This is a genomic window from Serratia sp. X10, from assembly GCF_017811775.1.
Lineage (GTDB): Bacteria > Pseudomonadota > Gammaproteobacteria > Enterobacterales > Enterobacteriaceae > Serratia > Serratia ureilytica.
Genome location: NZ_JAEIOH010000002.1, coordinates 773,091 through 791,055 on the forward strand (window position 1 = coordinate 773,091; position 17,965 = coordinate 791,055).

General features: G+C 63.3%; 17 protein-coding genes. 16 read left to right on the plus strand and 1 reads right to left on the minus strand.

The window, feature by feature from the left end; translation table 11 throughout:
• The first annotated feature begins 11 nt into the window (after positions 1 to 11).
• From J9788_RS09045 to J9788_RS09120, 16 genes are all read left to right on the plus strand, one after another.
• Complete coding sequence (locus tag J9788_RS09045) at positions 12 to 998, plus strand: glycosyltransferase family 2 protein (RefSeq protein WP_046896630.1); 987 nt, start codon at positions 12 to 14, stop codon at positions 996 to 998.
• Positions 999 to 1,043: 45 nt separating this feature from the next.
• A complete protein-coding gene (locus J9788_RS09050) occupies positions 1,044 to 1,946 on the plus strand; it encodes a glycosyltransferase family 2 protein (RefSeq protein ID WP_046687282.1) in 903 nt (300 codons plus the stop codon).
• 279 nt (positions 1,947 to 2,225) lie between these two features.
• Positions 2,226 to 5,987, plus strand: a complete 3,762-nt coding sequence (locus J9788_RS09055) for a nitrate reductase subunit alpha (RefSeq protein ID WP_182264286.1) — start codon at positions 2,226 to 2,228, stop codon at positions 5,985 to 5,987.
• Entirely contained in the window at positions 5,984 to 7,528 is a 1,545-nt protein-coding gene (gene narH / locus J9788_RS09060) for a nitrate reductase subunit beta (RefSeq protein WP_182264287.1), read from the plus strand. Before J9788_RS09055 ends, narH begins: the two co-directional genes overlap by 4 nt.
• Positions 7,525 to 8,247 carry a nitrate reductase molybdenum cofactor assembly chaperone gene (gene narJ, locus J9788_RS09065; RefSeq protein WP_182264288.1) on the plus strand — a complete coding sequence of 241 codons (723 nt, stop codon included), beginning with the start codon at positions 7,525 to 7,527 and terminating at the stop codon, positions 8,245 to 8,247. Before narH ends, narJ begins: the two co-directional genes overlap by 4 nt.
• A 2-nt stretch (positions 8,248 to 8,249) precedes the next feature.
• On the plus strand, positions 8,250 to 8,927 hold the full coding sequence (narI, locus tag J9788_RS09070) for a respiratory nitrate reductase subunit gamma (protein WP_033643426.1): 678 nt from the start codon (positions 8,250 to 8,252) through the stop codon (positions 8,925 to 8,927).
• A gap of 273 nt (positions 8,928 to 9,200) precedes the next feature.
• A complete protein-coding gene (locus J9788_RS09075) occupies positions 9,201 to 10,208 on the plus strand; it encodes a 3-oxoacyl-[acyl-carrier-protein] synthase III C-terminal domain-containing protein (protein WP_182264289.1) in 1,008 nt (335 codons plus the stop codon).
• Positions 10,205 to 11,221, plus strand: a complete 1,017-nt coding sequence (locus tag J9788_RS09080) for an NAD(P)-dependent oxidoreductase (protein WP_182264290.1) — start codon at positions 10,205 to 10,207, stop codon at positions 11,219 to 11,221. The genes J9788_RS09075 and J9788_RS09080 overlap by 4 nt, the downstream gene beginning before the upstream one ends.
• Positions 11,214 to 12,020: an MBL fold metallo-hydrolase gene (locus J9788_RS09085; protein WP_182264291.1), complete on the plus strand. Its 807-nt coding sequence runs from the start codon at positions 11,214 to 11,216 to the stop codon at positions 12,018 to 12,020. The genes J9788_RS09080 and J9788_RS09085 overlap by 8 nt, the downstream gene beginning before the upstream one ends.
• Positions 12,017 to 13,303, plus strand: a complete 1,287-nt coding sequence (locus J9788_RS09090) for a F390 synthetase-related protein (RefSeq protein WP_182264292.1) — start codon at positions 12,017 to 12,019, stop codon at positions 13,301 to 13,303. Before J9788_RS09085 ends, J9788_RS09090 begins: the two co-directional genes overlap by 4 nt.
• Complete coding sequence (locus J9788_RS09095) at positions 13,300 to 13,917, plus strand: phosphatase PAP2 family protein (protein ID WP_182264293.1); 618 nt, start codon at positions 13,300 to 13,302, stop codon at positions 13,915 to 13,917. Before J9788_RS09090 ends, J9788_RS09095 begins: the two co-directional genes overlap by 4 nt.
• Positions 13,914 to 15,047, plus strand: a complete 1,134-nt coding sequence (locus tag J9788_RS09100; protein ID WP_182264294.1) for a sterol desaturase family protein — start codon at positions 13,914 to 13,916, stop codon at positions 15,045 to 15,047. Before J9788_RS09095 ends, J9788_RS09100 begins: the two co-directional genes overlap by 4 nt.
• Entirely contained in the window at positions 15,040 to 16,122 is a 1,083-nt protein-coding gene (locus tag J9788_RS09105) for an acyl-CoA desaturase (RefSeq protein ID WP_046896640.1), read from the plus strand. Before J9788_RS09100 ends, J9788_RS09105 begins: the two co-directional genes overlap by 8 nt.
• A complete protein-coding gene (locus tag J9788_RS09110) occupies positions 16,119 to 17,204 on the plus strand; it encodes an acyl-CoA desaturase (RefSeq protein WP_033650912.1) in 1,086 nt (361 codons plus the stop codon). The genes J9788_RS09105 and J9788_RS09110 overlap by 4 nt, the downstream gene beginning before the upstream one ends.
• 106 nt (positions 17,205 to 17,310) lie before the next feature.
• Entirely contained in the window at positions 17,311 to 17,535 is a 225-nt protein-coding gene (locus tag J9788_RS09115) for a hypothetical protein (RefSeq protein WP_182264295.1), read from the plus strand.
• A complete protein-coding gene (locus tag J9788_RS09120) occupies positions 17,532 to 17,798 on the plus strand; it encodes a hypothetical protein (RefSeq protein WP_046896641.1) in 267 nt (88 codons plus the stop codon). The genes J9788_RS09115 and J9788_RS09120 overlap by 4 nt, the downstream gene beginning before the upstream one ends.
• A 9-nt stretch (positions 17,799 to 17,807) precedes the next feature.
• Here J9788_RS09120 and J9788_RS09125 read toward each other — a convergent pair whose 3' ends face one another.
• Positions 17,808 to 17,960, minus strand: a complete 153-nt coding sequence (locus tag J9788_RS09125; RefSeq protein ID WP_004934619.1) for a DUF2474 domain-containing protein — start codon at positions 17,958 to 17,960, stop codon at positions 17,808 to 17,810.
• Between the last annotated feature and the right edge of the window lie 5 nt (positions 17,961 to 17,965).

Sequence of the window (17,965 nt, forward strand, 5' to 3'; positions counted from 1 at the left end):
GATACCCGTTCATGACTATCACGCTAAGCCTGATCGTCCCGGTGTATAAGGTGGAAGCCTACATCGAAGCGTGCCTGGAGTCGGTGCTGAGTCAATTGCCCGACTGGGCGGAAGTGATCCTCGTCGATGACGGCAGCCCGGACGGCTCCATCGCCGTCGCGCAAGAGGTGCTGTGCCGTTATCCGGCGTTGAAAACGCAGGTTAGCATCCTGCGCCAGGATAACCAGGGGTTGAGCGCCGCGCGCAACGCCGGGATCGCCCATGCCGAAGGCGAATATCTCGGTTTTCTGGACTCCGACGACGTGCTGTTGCCGGGCTATTTCAGCATTTTGGGGCGCCTGCTGGCGGATAACCCGCAGGTGGAGATCGTGGCGTTCAACGCCCAGCGCTTCTCGCGGCTGAAAAACGGCAAGATAGAACCGGATAGCCTGATGGCGATCGTGCCCGGCAACGCCGCGCCACAGGAGCGCGAGCCGCATATGGCGCTGCTGGCGGACAGTTTTAACCGCAGCCTGTGGTACGCCTGGGCGCGGATTTATCACCGTTCGCTGTTCAACGACGCCGCGTTTCCGGCGGGGCGCAACTTCGAGGATATCCAGCTGATCCCGCAGCTTTATCTGAAAGCGAACCGCATCGTGGTGTGCGATACGCCGTTGGTAGGATACCGCGCTAACCCCAACGGCATCACGCGCGCGCCGAAGCGGCGGGATTTGGACGATCTCGATTACGCCATCGAGCGCGCTGACAGCGGGCGTCGCCGCGAGGGGGGGAAGGGATTCCACTCGGTGCTGTTCGTCACCACGCTGAAGGCGCGCCTGCTGGTCGGGCTGGATTTCTTCGGCCTGCGCGACGCGCTGCGGGAAACCGCCGAGCTGAAACGGCGTTATGCCCGGCTGCGGGCGGAGGAGCGGCAAATGCTCAGCCGCAAGAACCGCCTGTTCTACCGCAGTCCGCTGGTCTACTACCTGATGGCCAGTCTCTACAACCGTTTCGGGTGAATCTGACCGTGCCCGAACGACGATAAACCCGCGTGGAAACCCATTATGAGTATCAAAGTCAGCGTCATTATTCCGACCTATGGCCGCAGCGAACTGCTGGCGCGCGCCATCGACAGCGTCCTGGCGCAAACCCATCAGCCGGTGGAGATCGTGGTGGTGGACGATAATCCGCCGGACCATCCGCAGCGCCAGGCCACCCGCGAACGGCTGGCCGGCTATATTGCCGCCGGGCAGATCGTCTATTGCCCGCGCGCGCGCAACGGCGGTGGGGCGCGCGCGCGCAACAGCGGCATCCTGCGCGCCACCGGGGAATACCTCACTTTTCTGGACGACGACGATTATTACCACCCGGAGAAGATCGCTCGTCAGCTGGCCTTTATGCAGCGCGGCGATTACCCCGTCAGCCTGTGCGATATGGATATTCTGCAGGACGGCCAAATCAGCGCCGAGCGCTATTACCGCGCCCGCTGCGACGGCCTGGAGGACTTCATGCTGGCCGGCGTCGCTTACACGCCGATGATCATGCTGCGCCGCGAGGCGGCGATCGCGGTGCGTGGGTTCTTCAATACCCCGCGTTATCAGGATCATATCTTCATTTATCGCCTGCTGGCGGCGGGCATGCGCATCGGTACGTTGCACGAGCGCCTGGCGGTGCATAACGATCACGACGGTGAGCGTATTACCTCCAGCCCGAAAGGCATCATCGGCTATCACAACAAAATGCAGTTCGAGCGCCGGTTGATGCCGCAGATTTCGCCGCGGGCGCGCAAGGTGATGCGGCTGCGCCACACCTGCATCACGTCGCGCATCATCACCGACAGCCGAAGCCGTCTCGGCGGCGTGCTGCACGGCATGAAGGGCATCATCTACGTCAACAGCGGGGTGATGGCCGGCGTTTACATGAAGAATATTCTGCGCAACGTCTTCTTCCGCGGCGTCCCTTTCTGAAACCTGACGCGGGGTTTTCCCCCGCGTCCTACCCCCAAATACCCCGTCTTGCCTCCCGCCCGTTCGCCTTTATCTTGAAATTCTGATTTATTCGTTTTAATTCAATCAATTAATCCTATTTCTCACTCCTATACTTTGGTGGTATTTCCCGCCCGGCGCGCGCGTCGCCGCCCGCTTTCTCTTGATCGCAATCAATTTGCCGTCGGTTGGCCGTCAGTAGGCTGGCGGCAGATTGAGCATGTCTTCTTATAACGACAAGAGCCTTCAGGAGCATTCCGGATGAGCAAATTTTTAGACCGTTTCCGCTATTTCAAGCAGTTGGCGGAGCCTTTTTCTGGCGATCACGGCCAGACCTTGAACACCAACCGCGACTGGGAAGACGGCTACCGCAGCCGTTGGCAGCATGACAAAGTGGTGCGTTCCACCCACGGCGTGAACTGCACCGGTTCCTGCAGTTGGAAGATCTACGTGAAGAATGGTCTGGTGACCTGGGAAACCCAGCAAACCGACTATCCGCGCACCCGCCCCGATCTGCCCAACCATGAACCGCGCGGCTGCCCGCGCGGCGCCAGCTACTCCTGGTACCTGTACAGCGCCAACCGGCTGAAATACCCGCTGATGCGCAAGCGGCTGCTCAAACTGTGGCGCGAGGCGAAAACGCAGCACAGCGATCCGGTCGAGGCCTGGGGATCGATCGTCGGCGATGCGGAAAAAGCCAAAAGCTACAAGGTGGCGCGCGGCCGCGGCGGTTTCGTCCGCTCCAGCTGGCAAGAGGTCAATGAACTGATCGCCGCCGCCAACGTCTATACCGCCAAAACCTTCGGCCCTGACCGCATTATCGGCTTCTCGCCGATCCCGGCGATGTCGATGGTGTCCTACGCCGCCGGTGCCCGCTACCTGTCGCTGATCGGCGGCGCCTGCCTGAGCTTCTACGACTGGTATTGCGATTTGCCGCCGGCTTCGCCGATGACCTGGGGCGAGCAGACCGACGTGCCGGAGTCCGCCGACTGGTACAACTCCTCCTACATCATCGCCTGGGGCTCCAATGTGCCGCAGACGCGCACCCCGGACGCCCACTTCTTTACCGAAGTGCGCTACAAGGGCACCAAAACCGTGGCGGTGACGCCGGACTACGCCGAAGTCGCCAAGCTGTGCGACCACTGGCTGAATCCGAAGCAGGGCACCGACAGCGCGATGGCGCTGGCGATGGGCCACGTGATGCTGAAAGAGTTCCATCTCGATCGCGAAGTCGGCTACTTCCGCGACTACGTGCGCCGCTATACCGACATGCCGATGCTGGTGCTGCTGGAACCGCGTGAAGGCGGCCATTACGCCGCCGGTCGCCTGCTGCGCGCCGCCGATCTGGTGGACGGATTGGGCCAGGAAAACAATCCCGAGTGGAAAACCGTTGCTATCGACGGCCGCAGCGGCGATCTGGTGGCGCCGCAGGGCTCCATCGGTTTCCGCTGGGGCGAGAAGGGCAAGTGGAACCTGGAGCAGCGCGAAGGCAAGTCGCAACAGGAAGTCGAGCTGCAGCTCAGTCTGCTGGGCATGCATGACGACGTTGCCGAGGTGGGCTTCCCGTACTTCGGCGGCGCCGACAGCGAACATTTCAACAGCGTGGCGCTGGACGAGATCCTGCTGCACAAGCTGCCGGTGAAACGCCTGCGGCTGGCGGACGGCAGCGAAGCATTGGTGACCAGCGTGTATGACCTGCTGCTTGCCAACTACGGCCTCGAGCGCGGGCTGGGCGACGCCAACTGCGCCGCCGACTATGACGAGGTCAAGGCTTACAGCCCGGCCTGGGCCGAGCAGATCACCGGCGTGTCGCGCCACAACATCATCCGCATTGCCCGCGAGTTCGCGGAAAACGCCGAGAAGACCCACGGCCGTTCGATGATCATCGTCGGCGCCGGCGTCAACCACTGGTATCACATGGACATGACCTACCGCGGCCTGATCAATATGCTGATCTTCTGCGGTTGCGTCGGCCAGAGCGGCGGCGGCTGGGCGCACTACGTCGGCCAGGAAAAACTGCGGCCGCAAACCGGCTGGCTGCCGCTGGCGTTCGGCCTTGACTGGCAACGGCCGCCGCGCCACATGAACAGCACCTCGTTCTTCTACAACCATTCCAGCCAATGGCGCTATGAAACCGTCAGCACCGATGAGCTGCTGTCGCCGCTGGCGGACAAATCGCGCTTCGGCGGCAGCCTGATCGACTTCAACGTGCGCGCGGAGCGCATGGGCTGGCTGCCGTCGGCGCCGCAGCTGGGCGCTAACCCGCTGCGCCTGGCGGAGCAGGCCCGTGCCGCCGGCCAGTCGCCGGTCGAGTTCACCGTTGACAGCCTGAAGAGCGGCGCGCTGGGCTTTGCCGCCGAGCAGCCGGACAATCCGCAGAATTTCCCGCGTAACCTGTTCGTCTGGCGCTCCAACCTGCTGGGCTCTTCCGGCAAGGGCCATGAATACATGCTCAAATACCTGTTGGGCACCGAGAACGGTATCCAGGGGAAAGATCTCGGCCAGCAGGGCGGCGTGAAGCCGCAGGAAGTGGAATGGCGCGAACAGGGCGGCGAAGGCAAACTGGATCTGGTGGTGACGCTCGATTTCCGCATGTCGAGCACCTGCCTGTATTCCGACGTGGTGCTGCCGACCGCCACCTGGTACGAAAAAGACGACATGAACACCTCCGACATGCACCCGTTCATTCATCCGCTGTCGGCGGCGGTCGATCCGGCCTGGGATTCGAAGAGCGACTGGGAAATCTACAAGGGCATCGCCAAAGCCTTCTCCGAGGTGTGCGTCGGCCATCTGGGCCAGGAAACCGACGTGGTGACCTTGCCTATTCAGCACGACTCCGCCGCCGAGCTGGCGCAGCCTTACGGCGTGCAGGACTGGAAGAAAGGCGAGTGCGAACTGATCCCCGGCAAAACCGCGCCGCACATCATCGCGGTGGAGCGCGATTATCCGGCCACCTACGAGCGCTTTACCTCCCTGGGGCCGTTGATGGACAAACTGGGCAACGGCGGCAAAGGCATCAGCTGGAACACCCAGACCGAGGTCGATTTCCTCAAGCAGCTTAACTACGTCAAGGCCGACGGCCCGGCGGCGGGGCGGCCGAAGATCGAGAGCGCGATAGACGCGGCGGAAGTGATCCTGTCGCTGGCGCCGGAAACCAACGGCCAGGTGGCGGTGAAAGCCTGGGAAGCGCTGAGCAACGTCACCGGCCGCGATCATCGGCATCTGGCGCTGAACAAGGAAGACGAGAAAATTCGTTTCCGCGACATTCAGGCGCAGCCGCGCAAAATCATCTCCAGCCCAACCTGGTCCGGCCTGGAAGACGAACATGTCTCCTATAACGCCTGCTACACCAACGTGCACGAGCTGATCCCGTGGCGCACCCTCAGCGGCCGTCAGCAGCTGTATCAGGATCACGAGTGGATGCGCGCCTTCGGCGAAAGCCTGCTGGCGTACAGGCCGCCGATCGACACCCGCGCCGCGCAGCCGCTGCTCAACAGCAAACCGAACGGCAACAAGGAGAAGGCGCTGAACTTCCTGACGCCGCACCAGAAGTGGGGCATCCACTCCACCTACAGCGACAACCTGCTGATGCTGACGCTGTCGCGCGGCGGCCCGATCGTCTGGCTGAGCGAAGACGACGCCAAAGATCTGGGCATCGCGGACAACGACTGGATCGAGGCCTTCAACGCCAACGGCGCGCTGACGGCGCGCGCGGTGGTCAGCCAGCGTATCCCGGCGGGGATGACCATGATGTACCACGCGCAGGAGCGCATCGTGAATCTGCCTGGCTCGGAGATCACCAGCCAACGCGGCGGCATCCACAACTCGGTGACCCGCGCCTGTCCGAAGCCGACCCACATGATCGGCGGCTATGCGCAGCTGGCCTACGGCTTCAACTACTACGGCACCGTCGGCTCCAACCGCGACGAGTTCGTGGTGGTGCGCAAGATGAACCGTATTGATTGGTTGGACGATGAAGGCAACGACTACGCGCAGGGCAGTCAGCAGGAGAACAACAAATGAAAATTCGTTCGCAAGTCGGCATGGTGCTGAATCTGGACAAGTGCATCGGTTGCCACACCTGTTCGGTCACCTGCAAGAACGTCTGGACCAGCCGCGAAGGCATGGAATACGCCTGGTTCAACAACGTGGAAAGCAAACCCGGCGTCGGCTATCCGCACGCCTGGGAAGATCAGGAGAAGTGGAAGGGCGGTTGGATCCGTAAAATCAACGGTAAGCTGGAGCCGCGCATGGGCAGCCGCGTCGGCGTGCTGGCGAAAATCTTCGCCAACCCGGACGTGCCGGCGCTGGACGACTACTACGAGCCGTTCGATTACGACTACCAGCATCTGCACACCGCCAAACAGGGCAAACACCAGCCGGTGGCGCGCCCGCGCTCGGTGATCACCGGCCAGCGCATGAACAAGATCGAAAGCGGCCCGAACTGGGAAGAGATCCTCGGCGGGGAATTTGAAAAGCGCTCGCAGGACAAGAACTTCGATAACCTGCAGAAGGCGATGTACGGCCAGTTCGAAAACACCTTCATGATGTATTTGCCGCGCCTGTGCGAGCACTGCCTCAATCCGGCCTGCGTCGCCACCTGCCCGAGCGGGGCGATCTACAAGCGCGGCGAAGACGGCATCGTGCTGATCGATCAGGACAAGTGTCGCGGTTGGCGCATGTGTCTGACCGGCTGCCCGTACAAGAAAATCTACTTCAACTGGAAGAGCGGCAAGTCCGAGAAGTGCATCTTCTGCTACCCGCGCATCGAAGCCGGGCAGCCGACCGTCTGTTCGGAAACCTGCGTCGGCCGCATCCGCTATCTCGGCGTGCTGTTGTACGACGCCGATCGCATCGAGCAGGCGGCGGCGGTGGAAAACGACAAGGATCTGTACCAGAGCCAGCTCGATATTTTCCTCGATCCGCATGACCCGAAGGTGATTGCTCAGGCGCTGGCGGACGGCGTGCCGCAGGGCGTCATTGAAGCCGCTCAGCAGTCGCCGGTGTACAAAATGGCGATGGACTGGAAACTGGCGCTGCCGCTGCACCCGGAATACCGCACGCTGCCGATGGTGTGGTACGTGCCGCCGTTGTCGCCGATTCAGTCGGCCGCCGACGCCGGCGAGCTGGCGCACAGCGGCGTATTGCCGGACGTCGAGAGCCTGCGCATTCCGGTGCAGTATCTGGCGAACCTGCTGACCGCCGGCGATACCGAGCCGGTGCTGCTGGCGCTGAAACGCATGCTGGCGATGCGCCACTACAAACGGGCGGAAACCGTCGACGGCGTGGTGGACACCAGCGCGCTGGAGCAGGTCGGTCTGAGCGAAGCGCAGGCGCAGGAGATGTATCGCTACCTGGCGATCGCCAACTATGAAGATCGCTTTGTGGTGCCGTCGAGCCACCGCGAACTGGCGCGCGAAGCCTTCCCGGAAAGCAAAGGCTGCGGTTTCAGCTTCGGCGACGGCTGCCACGGCAGCGACGGCAAGTTCAATCTGTTCAACAGCCGCCGTATCGACGCCATTGACGTGACCGCGAAAACCGCGCGGCCGGAGGATGCCTCATGATCAGTCTGAAAGTGATCGCCCGCCTGCTGGATTACCCGGAGCAGGCGCTGTTTGACCATCAGCAGGCGCTGATTGAAGCGCTGGAACCGGCCAGCGAGCTGGATCTGCACCACAGCGCGTTGCTGATTCTGTTTATCCGCCGCCTGTGCGCGCGCCCGTTGCTGGACGCGCAGGCCGACTATTGCGAGCTGTTCGATCGCGGCCGCGCCACCTCGCTGTTGCTGTTTGAGCATGTGCACGGCGAGTCGCGCGATCGCGGCCAGGCGATGGTTGACCTGATGGCGCAGTACCGCGCCGCCGGGCTGGAGATCGCCAGCCGCGAGCTGCCGGATTTCCTGCCGCTGTATCTGGAGTATCTGGCCAGCCGCAGCGCGGCGCAGGCGCGGGAAGGGCTGCAGGACATTGCGCCGATCCTGGCGCTGTTGGGCGCGCGCTTGCAGCAGCGCGAAAGCCCGTATGCGGTGCTGTTCGATCTGCTGTTGGCGCTGTCCGGCAGCGATGCGCAGGCGCAGGCGCTGAAGACGCAGGTGGCGCAAGAGGCGCGCGACGATACGCCGCAGGCGCTGGATGCGGTGTGGGAAGAGGAGCAGGTCAAGTTTCTCGGCGAGCAGGGCTGTGCCTCCGCCCAGCAGACGGCGCACCAGCGGCGCTTCGCTGGCGCGGTGGCGCCACAGTATCTGGACCTGACGGATGCGTTAACCGGAACCAAAGGACGCTAATCATGCAATTTTTGAATCAGTTCTTCTTCGACATCTATCCTTATCTGGCCGGCGCGGTGTTCCTGATCGGCAGCTGGCTGCGCTACGACTACGGGCAGTACAGCTGGCGCGCCGGCTCCAGCCAGATGCTGGATAAAAAGGGCATGCGGCTGGCGTCCAACCTGTTCCACATCGGCATTATCGGCATCTTCGCGGGCCACTTCCTCGGCATGCTGACGCCGCACTGGATGTATGAGGCCTTCCTGCCGATCGACGTGAAGCAGAAGCTGGCGATGATCGCCGGCGGCGCCTGCGGCCTGATGACGCTGATCGGCGGCGCGCTGCTGCTGAAGCGCCGGTTGACCAACCCGCGGGTGCGCGCCACCAGCAGCGTCGCCGACATCCTGATCCTGACATTGCTGGTGGTGCAGGTGTGCCTGGGGTTGCTGACCATTCCGTTCTCCGCCCAGCATATGGACGGCAGCGAAATGATGAAGCTGGTGGCCTGGGCGCAGGCGGTCGTGACCTTCCACGCCGGCGCTTCTGCGCACCTGGAAGGCGTGGCGCTGATCTTCAAGCTGCATATGGTGCTGGGCATGACGCTGTTCGTGCTGTTCCCGTTCTGCCGCCTGGTGCATATCTGGAGTGCGCCGGTAGAGTACCTGACCCGCCGTTACCAGCTGGTGCGCAACCGCCGCTGAGCCTGACCCCGCCGCCGCCGATCGCCAGCGGCGGCGCTATTCCGATAATTCCCCCGCCGTCTGCCCATTCTCGTCGCCTTGTCGTAAACTCACTATCTCAGTTATGTTACGTTTATGCTTCCGCCGACGGACGTCGGCCTGTGGTAGCCGATAACAAGAGATACCGCCTTGATGAAAGGCATTTTGGGACATAAAAACCGGGGATGATCCGTGTGGCCTTCGCGCCGTACGGGGGAATCGCTTTATGGATAGTCAGGTTAATCAATAACAATAATGACCACACAATTACGCTCACCCGAGCTGCTGCCTCTGAAAATCATCGCCACCGGGGCCGCGTTGCCGCCTAACCGCGTGGCGTCCTCTGCGCTCGACGCTCGGCTGGGGAAACCGGCCGGCTACGTTGAAAAACGCTCGGGCATCGTTTACCGCTATCACGCCGCCGACGATGCCAGCCAGGCCGAACTCGCCGCCGCCGCGCTGCAAGATGCGCTGGCTCGCCGCGCCATTCCGGCAGACTCGATCGATCTGCTGATCTCCGCCTCGGCGATTTCGGTGCAGGCGCTGCCGTGCACCGCCGCGCACATTCTCAAGGTGGCGGGACTGGCGCCGGGCACGCCGGGCTTCGACATCAACAGCAGCTGCGTCAGCTTTATCTCTGCGCTACAGGTGGCGGCGGGGCTGCTGAACGCCGGAACGTATCGACGCATCGCCATCGTCTCGGCGGATCTCGCTTCACGCGGCATCGACTGGCAGCACGAAGAGTCGTCGCTGATCTTCGGCGACGGCGCGGCCTGCGCCATCGTGGAGCGCGGCGACGGCGCCAGCGGCATCCTCGCCAGCCTGGTGGAAACCTACCCCGCCGGCAGCGAACTGTGCGAGATCCGCGCCGGCGGCACGCGTCGCAACCCGCGCGCCGGCATGTGTGAGCAAGACTTCCTGTTTCATATGCAGGGCAAGCCGCTGTTCCGCCAGGCGTCGGCGTTGATTGAGGGTTACCTCGATCGGCTGTTGAGCGCCAGCGGCCTGACTCTGGCGCAGATCGCCACCGTGGTGCCGCATCAGGCCAGCCATCTGTCGCTCGAACATATGCGCAAACGGCTGCACGTCTCCAGCGAGGCGCTGGTCGATATCTACCGCCATCATGGTAATCAGGTGGCGGCGTCTATCCCGACGGCGCTGCATGCCGCCGTGACCACCGGGCGCTTCAACCCCGGTCAGCCGGTGATGCTGATCGGCACCGCCGCCGGGCTGGCGCTGGCCGGCATGGTGTTGCTGCCATGAGGGTGCTGGTCACCGGGGCGACCAGCGGGCTGGGACGCAACGCGGCGCAGTGGTTGCTGGAGGCCGGACATCAGGTGCGCGCCACCGGCCGCGATGAACGGGCCGGCGAAGCGTTGCGTCAGCTGGGCGCCGAGTTTTGCGCGCTCGATCTGGCGCAGGCCACGCCGCAGCAGTGTCGGGAGCTGGTGACCGGCTGCGAATGGGTCTGGCACTGTGCGGCCAAGTCTTCGCCCTGGGGCGGCAAAGCGGAGTTTCACCGCATCAACGCCGCGGCGACGGAGAAGCTGGCGGAGGCGGCCGGGCGCTGCGGCGTGCGGCGCTTCGTGCATATCTCCACACCGGCAATCTACTTCGATTTTCAGCCGCATTACGATCTTGACGAGGGTTACCGCGCCCGGCGCTTCGCCAATCACTATGCCGCCAGCAAGTATGCGGCCGAGCAGCGCCTGTTGGCGCAGGCGAAGATCTATCCGCAAACCACCTACATTATGCTGCGGCCGCGCGGCCTGTTTGGCCCGCACGATCGGGTGATCGTGCCGCGGCTATTACAGCAGCTCGAACACGACCGCGGGGTATTGCGTTTGCCCGGCGGCGGACAGGCGCTGCTGGATCTGACCTTCGCCCCCAACGTGGTGCATGCGATGGATCTGGCCAGCCGGCAACGCGGATTGCCGTCCGGTGCCGTGTACAACATCACCAACCACCAACCGCAGCGGCTGGCGGAGATGCTGGATGCGTTGCTACGTCAGGAACTGGGGCTGAGTTATCGGCTGCAGGCCGTGTCCTATCCGCTGCTGCATACGCTGGCCGGCGGCATGGAGCTGTGGGCGGCGCTGAGCGGCAAGGAACCGCTGTTGACGCGCTACAGCGTGGCGGCGGTGCATTTTGACATGACGCTGAGCCAGACCCGTGCGATCGAAGAGTTGGGTTACCGGCCGCGTTATTCGATGGAAGAGGGCATTCGTCTGACCGGCGAGTGGCTGCGGCGGCAAGGAGGCGGGCAGCATGGCTAAGGTCACCGTTTTTGAAGTGGGCTATTGTACGCATATCGGCTGCATGGCGCTGCGCGGCGCCGGATTCCGGGTGTGCAAATTCCCGGCGCGCGCCTATCTGCTGGAGGTGGGGGAGCGCCGCTGGCTGTGGGATACCGGCTACGCGCGTTATTTTCAGCAGCACACGCAGTCGGGGCTGTTCAGCCTTTACCGCCGCATGACGCCGGTCTATTTCGATCCGACCGAGTCGTTGGCGCATCAACTGCGCGAAGCCGGTTACGCCGAGGGGGATATTCAGGCGCTGATCGTCTCGCATTTTCACGCCGATCACATCGCCGGGCTGCAGGATTTCAGCCAACTCGACTTTATTTGCTCCGGCGAGGGCTGGCAGCAAACCCGTGGGCTGCGCGGTTTCGCGGCGCTGAAGCGCGCCTTTATTCCCGGCCTGATCCCGGCGGATTTCGAGAGCCGTCTGCAGTTTATGGAGTCTTTTCCTGCGGTGGCGTTGCCCGCGCTGTTGGCGCCGTTCGATCGCGGTTACGCGCTGCCGGGCAGTGAAGGGCAGATCGTGCTGGTGCCGTTGCCGGGGCATGCGGCCGGCCATATAGGTGCCTTTATCCTCACCGACGCAGGCTGGACGCTGCTGGCCAGCGACGCCGCCTGGTCGCCGCAGAGTTATCAGACGCTGCGCGGGCCTTCGCGCCTGGCCAATCTGGTGATGGACGACGCGACGGCTTACACCCGCACCCTGGAGCGGCTCAACCAGCTGTGGGCGGGCGGCCAGGTCAACATTTTGCTGTGCCATGAGGGGGACCTGTGATCCCCTTCATGACCCTTTGGCACTATTTCCGCGCCCGGCGCCTGCGCTTTGGCGATCGTGCGGCGCTGGAGGCGCATCAGGCCCGACAGCTTGAGGGTTTTGCCCGCCGGGTGCTGAGCAAGAGTCCCTATTTTCAAGGCTTCAGCCGCCGGCCGTTCGCCGAATGGCCGCAGATGGACAAGGCGCTGATGATGGCGCAGTTCGACCGCATGAACACCGCCGGGCTGCGGCGCGATGCGGTGCTGGCCTGCGCGCAGCGCAGCGAGGCGGATCGCGATTTCACGCCGAAGATCGGGCGCTACAGCGTCGGATTGTCGTCCGGCACTTCCGGGCAGCGCGGCGTGTTTGTCGTCAGCCCGCGCGAACAGCAGGTGTGGGCCGGCGGCATGCTGGCGAAAATGCTGCCGGACGGGCTGTCGGCGGGCGAGCGCGTCGCGCTGTTTCTGCGCGCGGATAATAATCTCTATCACAGCGTGAACAACCGTTGGCTGAGCCTGGCGTTTTACGATTTGCTCGCGCCGTTCAGCGGCCACTTGCCGGCATTGGAACGGCAGGCGCCCAGCATCATCGTGGCCCCGGCGCAGGTGCTGCGCGCATTGGCGTTGGCGGTGCTGGCCGGGCAGGTGACGCTGCCGGTCAAAAAAGTGATCTCGGTCGCCGAGGTGCTTGAAGAACAGGATCGCCGCCTGCTGCTGCAGGTGTTTCCGGCGGTCGGCGAAGTGTATCAGGCTACCGAGGGGTTCCTCGCCGCCACCTGCGCGCACGGCACCTTGCACCTGAACGAGGAGTTTTTGCATATCGAGCCGCAGTGGATCGACGAACTGCGCTTCACGCCGCTGATCACCGACTTCACCCGCAGTACGCAGCCGATCGTGCGCTATCGGCTGGACGATGTATTGGTGCTGCGCAAGGAACCCTGCCCATGCGGGCAACCGACGCGGGCGATCGCCCGTATCGAGGGGCGGCGCGACGATCAGCTGATGCTGCCCGATGCGCAGCGGCAACCGCAGGCGGTGTTCGCCGATGCCTGCAGCCGAACGATCGCCAATGCGTTGCCGCTGACCAGCGATTACCGCCTGATCCAGCATGGCGAACGGCGGTTGGAGCTGATTGCCGATTGCAGCCCGGCGGCGTTGGCGCACTGTCAGGCGCAGCTGATGGCGCTGTTCGCTCGTCAGGGCATCGCCACCGATCGCCTCGAATGGCGGTTGACGGCGCAAGCGGTGCTGCCGCAGTTCGATCGCAAGCGGCGGCGCATCGTGCGCCGGGCGGAGGAGTCATGAAAAGCGCACTGTTCAGGCTATGGCACATGCTGCTGGGGTGGGGCACGGTCGGCGTGGTGTATAGCCTGACCGATCGCCTGCAGGGGGCGGGTACCCTGTTGCCGCCGTCGGCGCTTGATCGGGCGATCCCGTTCAGCCCCACGGCCATCTGGCTCTATCTGTCGTTCTTCCTCATCGTCCCGGCGGGCTATCTGCTGGCGCCGCTGCCGCGCATCAAATGGCTGACGCTGGCGATGCAGCTTACCGCGCTGGGCGCCGGGGCGGTTTATCTGCTGTGGCCGACCACCATGGCCTATCCGCAGAACGATGGCGTCGGGATCAGCGCGCAACTGCTGGCGGCGTTAACCCGGGTGGACTCACCGCAAAACTGCCTGCCTTCGTTGCATATGGCGCTGACGGTGCTGGCGGTGTGGGCGCTGAGCGACGGCGAATGCAAAGTGCGCACGGCGCTGTGGATGCTGTGGGGCGTGGCGATCGCGTTCTCGATTCTGCAACTGCGTCGGCATTTGTTTATCGATTTGGCCGGCGGCGCGCTGCTGGCGCTGTTCGCCGGCTGGCTGGCCCTGCGCATGAAAACCCTGCGCCGGCGCGTCGTTAAAGGAGAAATGGGATGAGCGATCTGGCATTGCCGATAGTGTTCATGCTGTTCATCGTGGTGGCCGAGGCGGTGGCGCTGCAGTGGGGGCGTCGCGAGCCGGTCAACTGGCACGATCTGGTGTTCAACCTGAATTCCGGCCATATCATGCTGTGGTTGTTCCGCGGGTTGGAGATCACCTGCTACGGCTACGTGGCCGCGCATTTCAGCCTGGGGTTGCTGGATGCCTGGCCGCCGCTGCTGATGTGGCTGTTCGCCCTGCTGGCGTGGGACTTCGGTTTCTACTGGCTGCACCGTCTGCACCATCGTTTCCGCCTGCTGTGGGCGGTGCACGTGGTGCACCATCAGGGCGAGCACTTTAATCTGTCGCTGGGGGTGCGCAACTCCTGGTATTCGTCGCTGACGTCGATCCCGTTCTTTTTGCTGCTGGCGCTGGCGGGGGTACCGCTGTCGGTGTTCGTTGTGGTCTCTATTTTTCATTACAGCATTCAGCTGTTTAACCACAATGCGCTGACGCCGAAGCTCGGCGTGCTGGAAAAAATCCTGGTCACGCCGGCGCATCATCGGGTGCATCACGTCAAGGACATGGCGTATTCCAATAAGAACTTCGGCGGCAGCTTTATCTTCTGGGACAAGCTGTTCGGCACCTTTTGCCCGGCATTGCCGAGCACGCCGTTCAGCTATGGCGTCGGCGGCGACAGGCCGTCCGCCAACCCGTTCTGGGCGAGCAATCTGCCGTTCCTGCGCTATTTGCGCCTGGCATGGCGCCCGGCGCCGGGCCGGCCACGCGAGCGCCGTTCGGCGCTCAGCGTCTTCAGCGGCGCCATGCTGTTGTTCTCGCTGGTGGTCGGTTACGTCTATCAATACGGTTACGGCTATAGCGACATCAGCTGGCCGCAAATGGCGCTGTTGGCGCTGCTGGCGTTGGGATCGGTGGCGCTGGGCGGCATGACGGAAGGGCGGCGGTGGGCGAGTGCCGTCTGGCTGCTGATCGCGCTGGGCATGCCGCTGCTGTTTATCGGCTATCTCGGTTGGCCGCAGCGCTATTGGCATATCGCCATGGCCGCCGTGGCGTTGCATGCCCTGTGCGTCGCGTTGGGCTGGGGAAGAGTAGCCGCACCGGCCGCCGTGGAGGAACCGCATGGCTGAATCATTGCCGCCGCTGCGTTTTCCCGCCGATGGCGAACAGGCCTTCCACCGCGATCTTAAGCGCGCGGCCCACGCCTGTCTGGCGGGCGATCATCGCTATGCCGATGCCGCGCGATTGGCCAAGGCCGCGCTGTTGCTGGCGTTGTGCGTCGGGTTTTACGCGCTGAGCCTGCTGCAGCATCAGCCCTGGGCGTTTTTCCTCTGCTATTTCCTGTTCGTGACCATGGGCATGCTGCTCAATGTCAACGTCAACCACGATGCTTCGCATAACGCTTTCCTGCGTGCGCCCTGGGCCAATCGGCTGGTGGGGCGGTTGGTGACGCTGCCGCTGGGCGTCGATCCGGACTACTGGCGCACGCGGCATGTGGATTACCACCACGTTTACGCCAACGTCGAACACTACGATCTGGATACCGAAGAGAACGGCTTTTTCCGCCAGACGCCGTTTCAGCGCTGGCGGCCCCATATGCGCTATCAGCATCTGTACTGGCCGCTGATCGCCGCGCTCTCGCTGCCCTATATCGCCTGGATTTTCGATTGGTCCGATCGGCTCGATAAAACGCCGCTGCGGGAAAAACGCGTGCTGGCGGGGCGCGGCGGTTGGGCGCTGTTCGTGCTGTGCAAGCTCGCGCATCTGGCGCTGGTGCTGGTGGTGCCGCTGGTCGTGGGCCACTTGCACGGCATCGGCTGGGGCTGGGTGTTGCTGGCTTACGCGCTCAGCCAGATGTGCGCCTCGCTGCTGGTGGTGTTCTTGCTGTTGGGCACCCATTGGGCGCAGGCCGAGTTTTACCCGGCGCCGACGGGCGACAGCATGCCGCACGGCTGGTATCGGCACAACTTCGCCACCGCCTGCGACTGGCAGCCCGAACCGCACTGGCTGGAGCATCTGACCGGCGGGCTGAACTATCACCTGACGCATCACCTGTTCCCCGGCTGGAATCACCGGCATTACCCAGCGCTGGCCGCCGCGGTGGCGGAAGTGGCGCAGCGGCACGGCATGGCGTACCGCTGCATCGGCTATCGCGAACTGCTGGCGCAACAACAGCGCTTCTTGCGCCGGATGGGACAGCCATGAAACCGCTGCGTCCGTTAGCCTATCGGCGCGACGACAACGGGTTGCACCGCGCGCTGATGCAGGCCGCCCAGCATTATCTGGCGACCCACGGCGATCACCGTTTCGCCGACGGCGGCATGCTGGCGAAGGTCGCGCTGCTGCTGGCGCTGTGCGGCCTGTGTTACGGGCTGAGCCTGCAGCAGCATAACGGCTGGGCGTTTTTCGCCTGCTACTTCGGTTTTATCTTTATCGGCATGTTCCTGACGGTGAACGTGGTGCACGATGCCTCGCACAACGCCTTTTTCCGCCGCCCCTGGGCCAACCGCTGGCTGAACGCACTGGTGAGCGTGCCGCTGGGGCTGGATCCCGACTGCTGGCGCGTGCGGCATGTGTTGTTCCACCATGCCCATAACAACATCGAACATTACGATCCCGATATCGACGCCAACGGCGTGCTGCGGCAAACGCCGTTCCAGCGCTGGCGACCCTTTATGCGCGCGCAGCGTTACTATTGGCCGTTGGTGGCGGCGCTGACTTTTCCGTACTACATCTGGCTGTTCGATTGGTTGGACAGGGCGGGCCGCACCCGCGTGGCGGCGCGCATGGCGCAGCAGGGCGTACGCGGCTGGATCGGGTTTCTGGCGGGGAAGGCGGCGCACCTGCTGCTGGCGCTGGCGATCCCATGTTGGCTGTTGCCGCCGGCGATCGGCATCGGGCAAATTCTGCTGGTCTATTTACTGAGCCAGATGCTTTCTTCATTGCTGTTCGTGATGTTGATCATCGGCACCCACTGGGCCAAGGCCAACTTTTATCAGGCACCGGCGCAGGGCGCGATGCCGCACGGTTGGTATCACCACGTGTTCGCCACCACGTTCGACTGGCAGACTCGGCCGCGCTGGCTGGGTTATTGGCTGGGCGGGGCGAATCTGCATTTGACGCATCATCTGTTTCCGCACTGGAGCCACCGCCATTACCCGGCGTTGAGCCGCATTATCGGCGAGGTGGCGCCGCGTTTCGGCATCGACTATCGCCTGCTGGAGCTGGAGGAGCTGTTGCGTCTGCAGCAACGCTTCCTCAGCGCGATGGGCCGCAAGCCGCACTAGCGTTGCATGCGAATTGTGCGAGGCGTTACGCAGTTCACTAATTGAACGACATTTGGCGTTCCAGTAGACTTTCCCTCGGTGAATCAACGACCACAGGAGGTGGAGCATGCGGAGTTTACCTATTCGGTTATCCAATGAAATCGACGACAGTCTGAACGATATCGCCCGGCGTCACGGGATGGCCAAAACCGACGTCATACGCCTGGTGTTTGCTTTAATGACGATTGCCGACCGTGAGTGGATGAAACAGGATGGTTCCCGCCTCGGTATCGTGCGTGAAAGCGACGAGGGGCTGGAGGCGGTCGCCGTGGTGGTGGGGATCTTTCCATGAAGCCGCAAAATGAGCGCCCGCAGCTCGATGCTGAAAGGTTGTATTTGGATCCGTCGTTGGTCTTCGACGAAATGGAGCGGTTGCGCCTGGCGCGCCAGGTACTGTGCGGGATATTCGCGGTCAGCGTGGGCGTATTCGCCGCCCACGCGTATTGGGACAAAAACGAAGCGCTCGGTCAAGTGTTCGAGCTGGTGAAGATCGGCGCCTTGCCGCTGGTCACGCTGGTGGTCTCTTTTTACTTTCCCAACAGCGCGTCCAGATAAGGCGTCACGTCAATGTGACTTCATGCCCGCCGCGGTCATCAGCAGGCGGAACAGCGAGGCAACCACGAACAGCCCCAGCACGCTGGCGCTCCAGATGATCACCAGCCAACCGATGCGTTTCCACCAGGGCGCCGGAGCGGCGGCTGCCGTTTTATCTTGCATAGCGT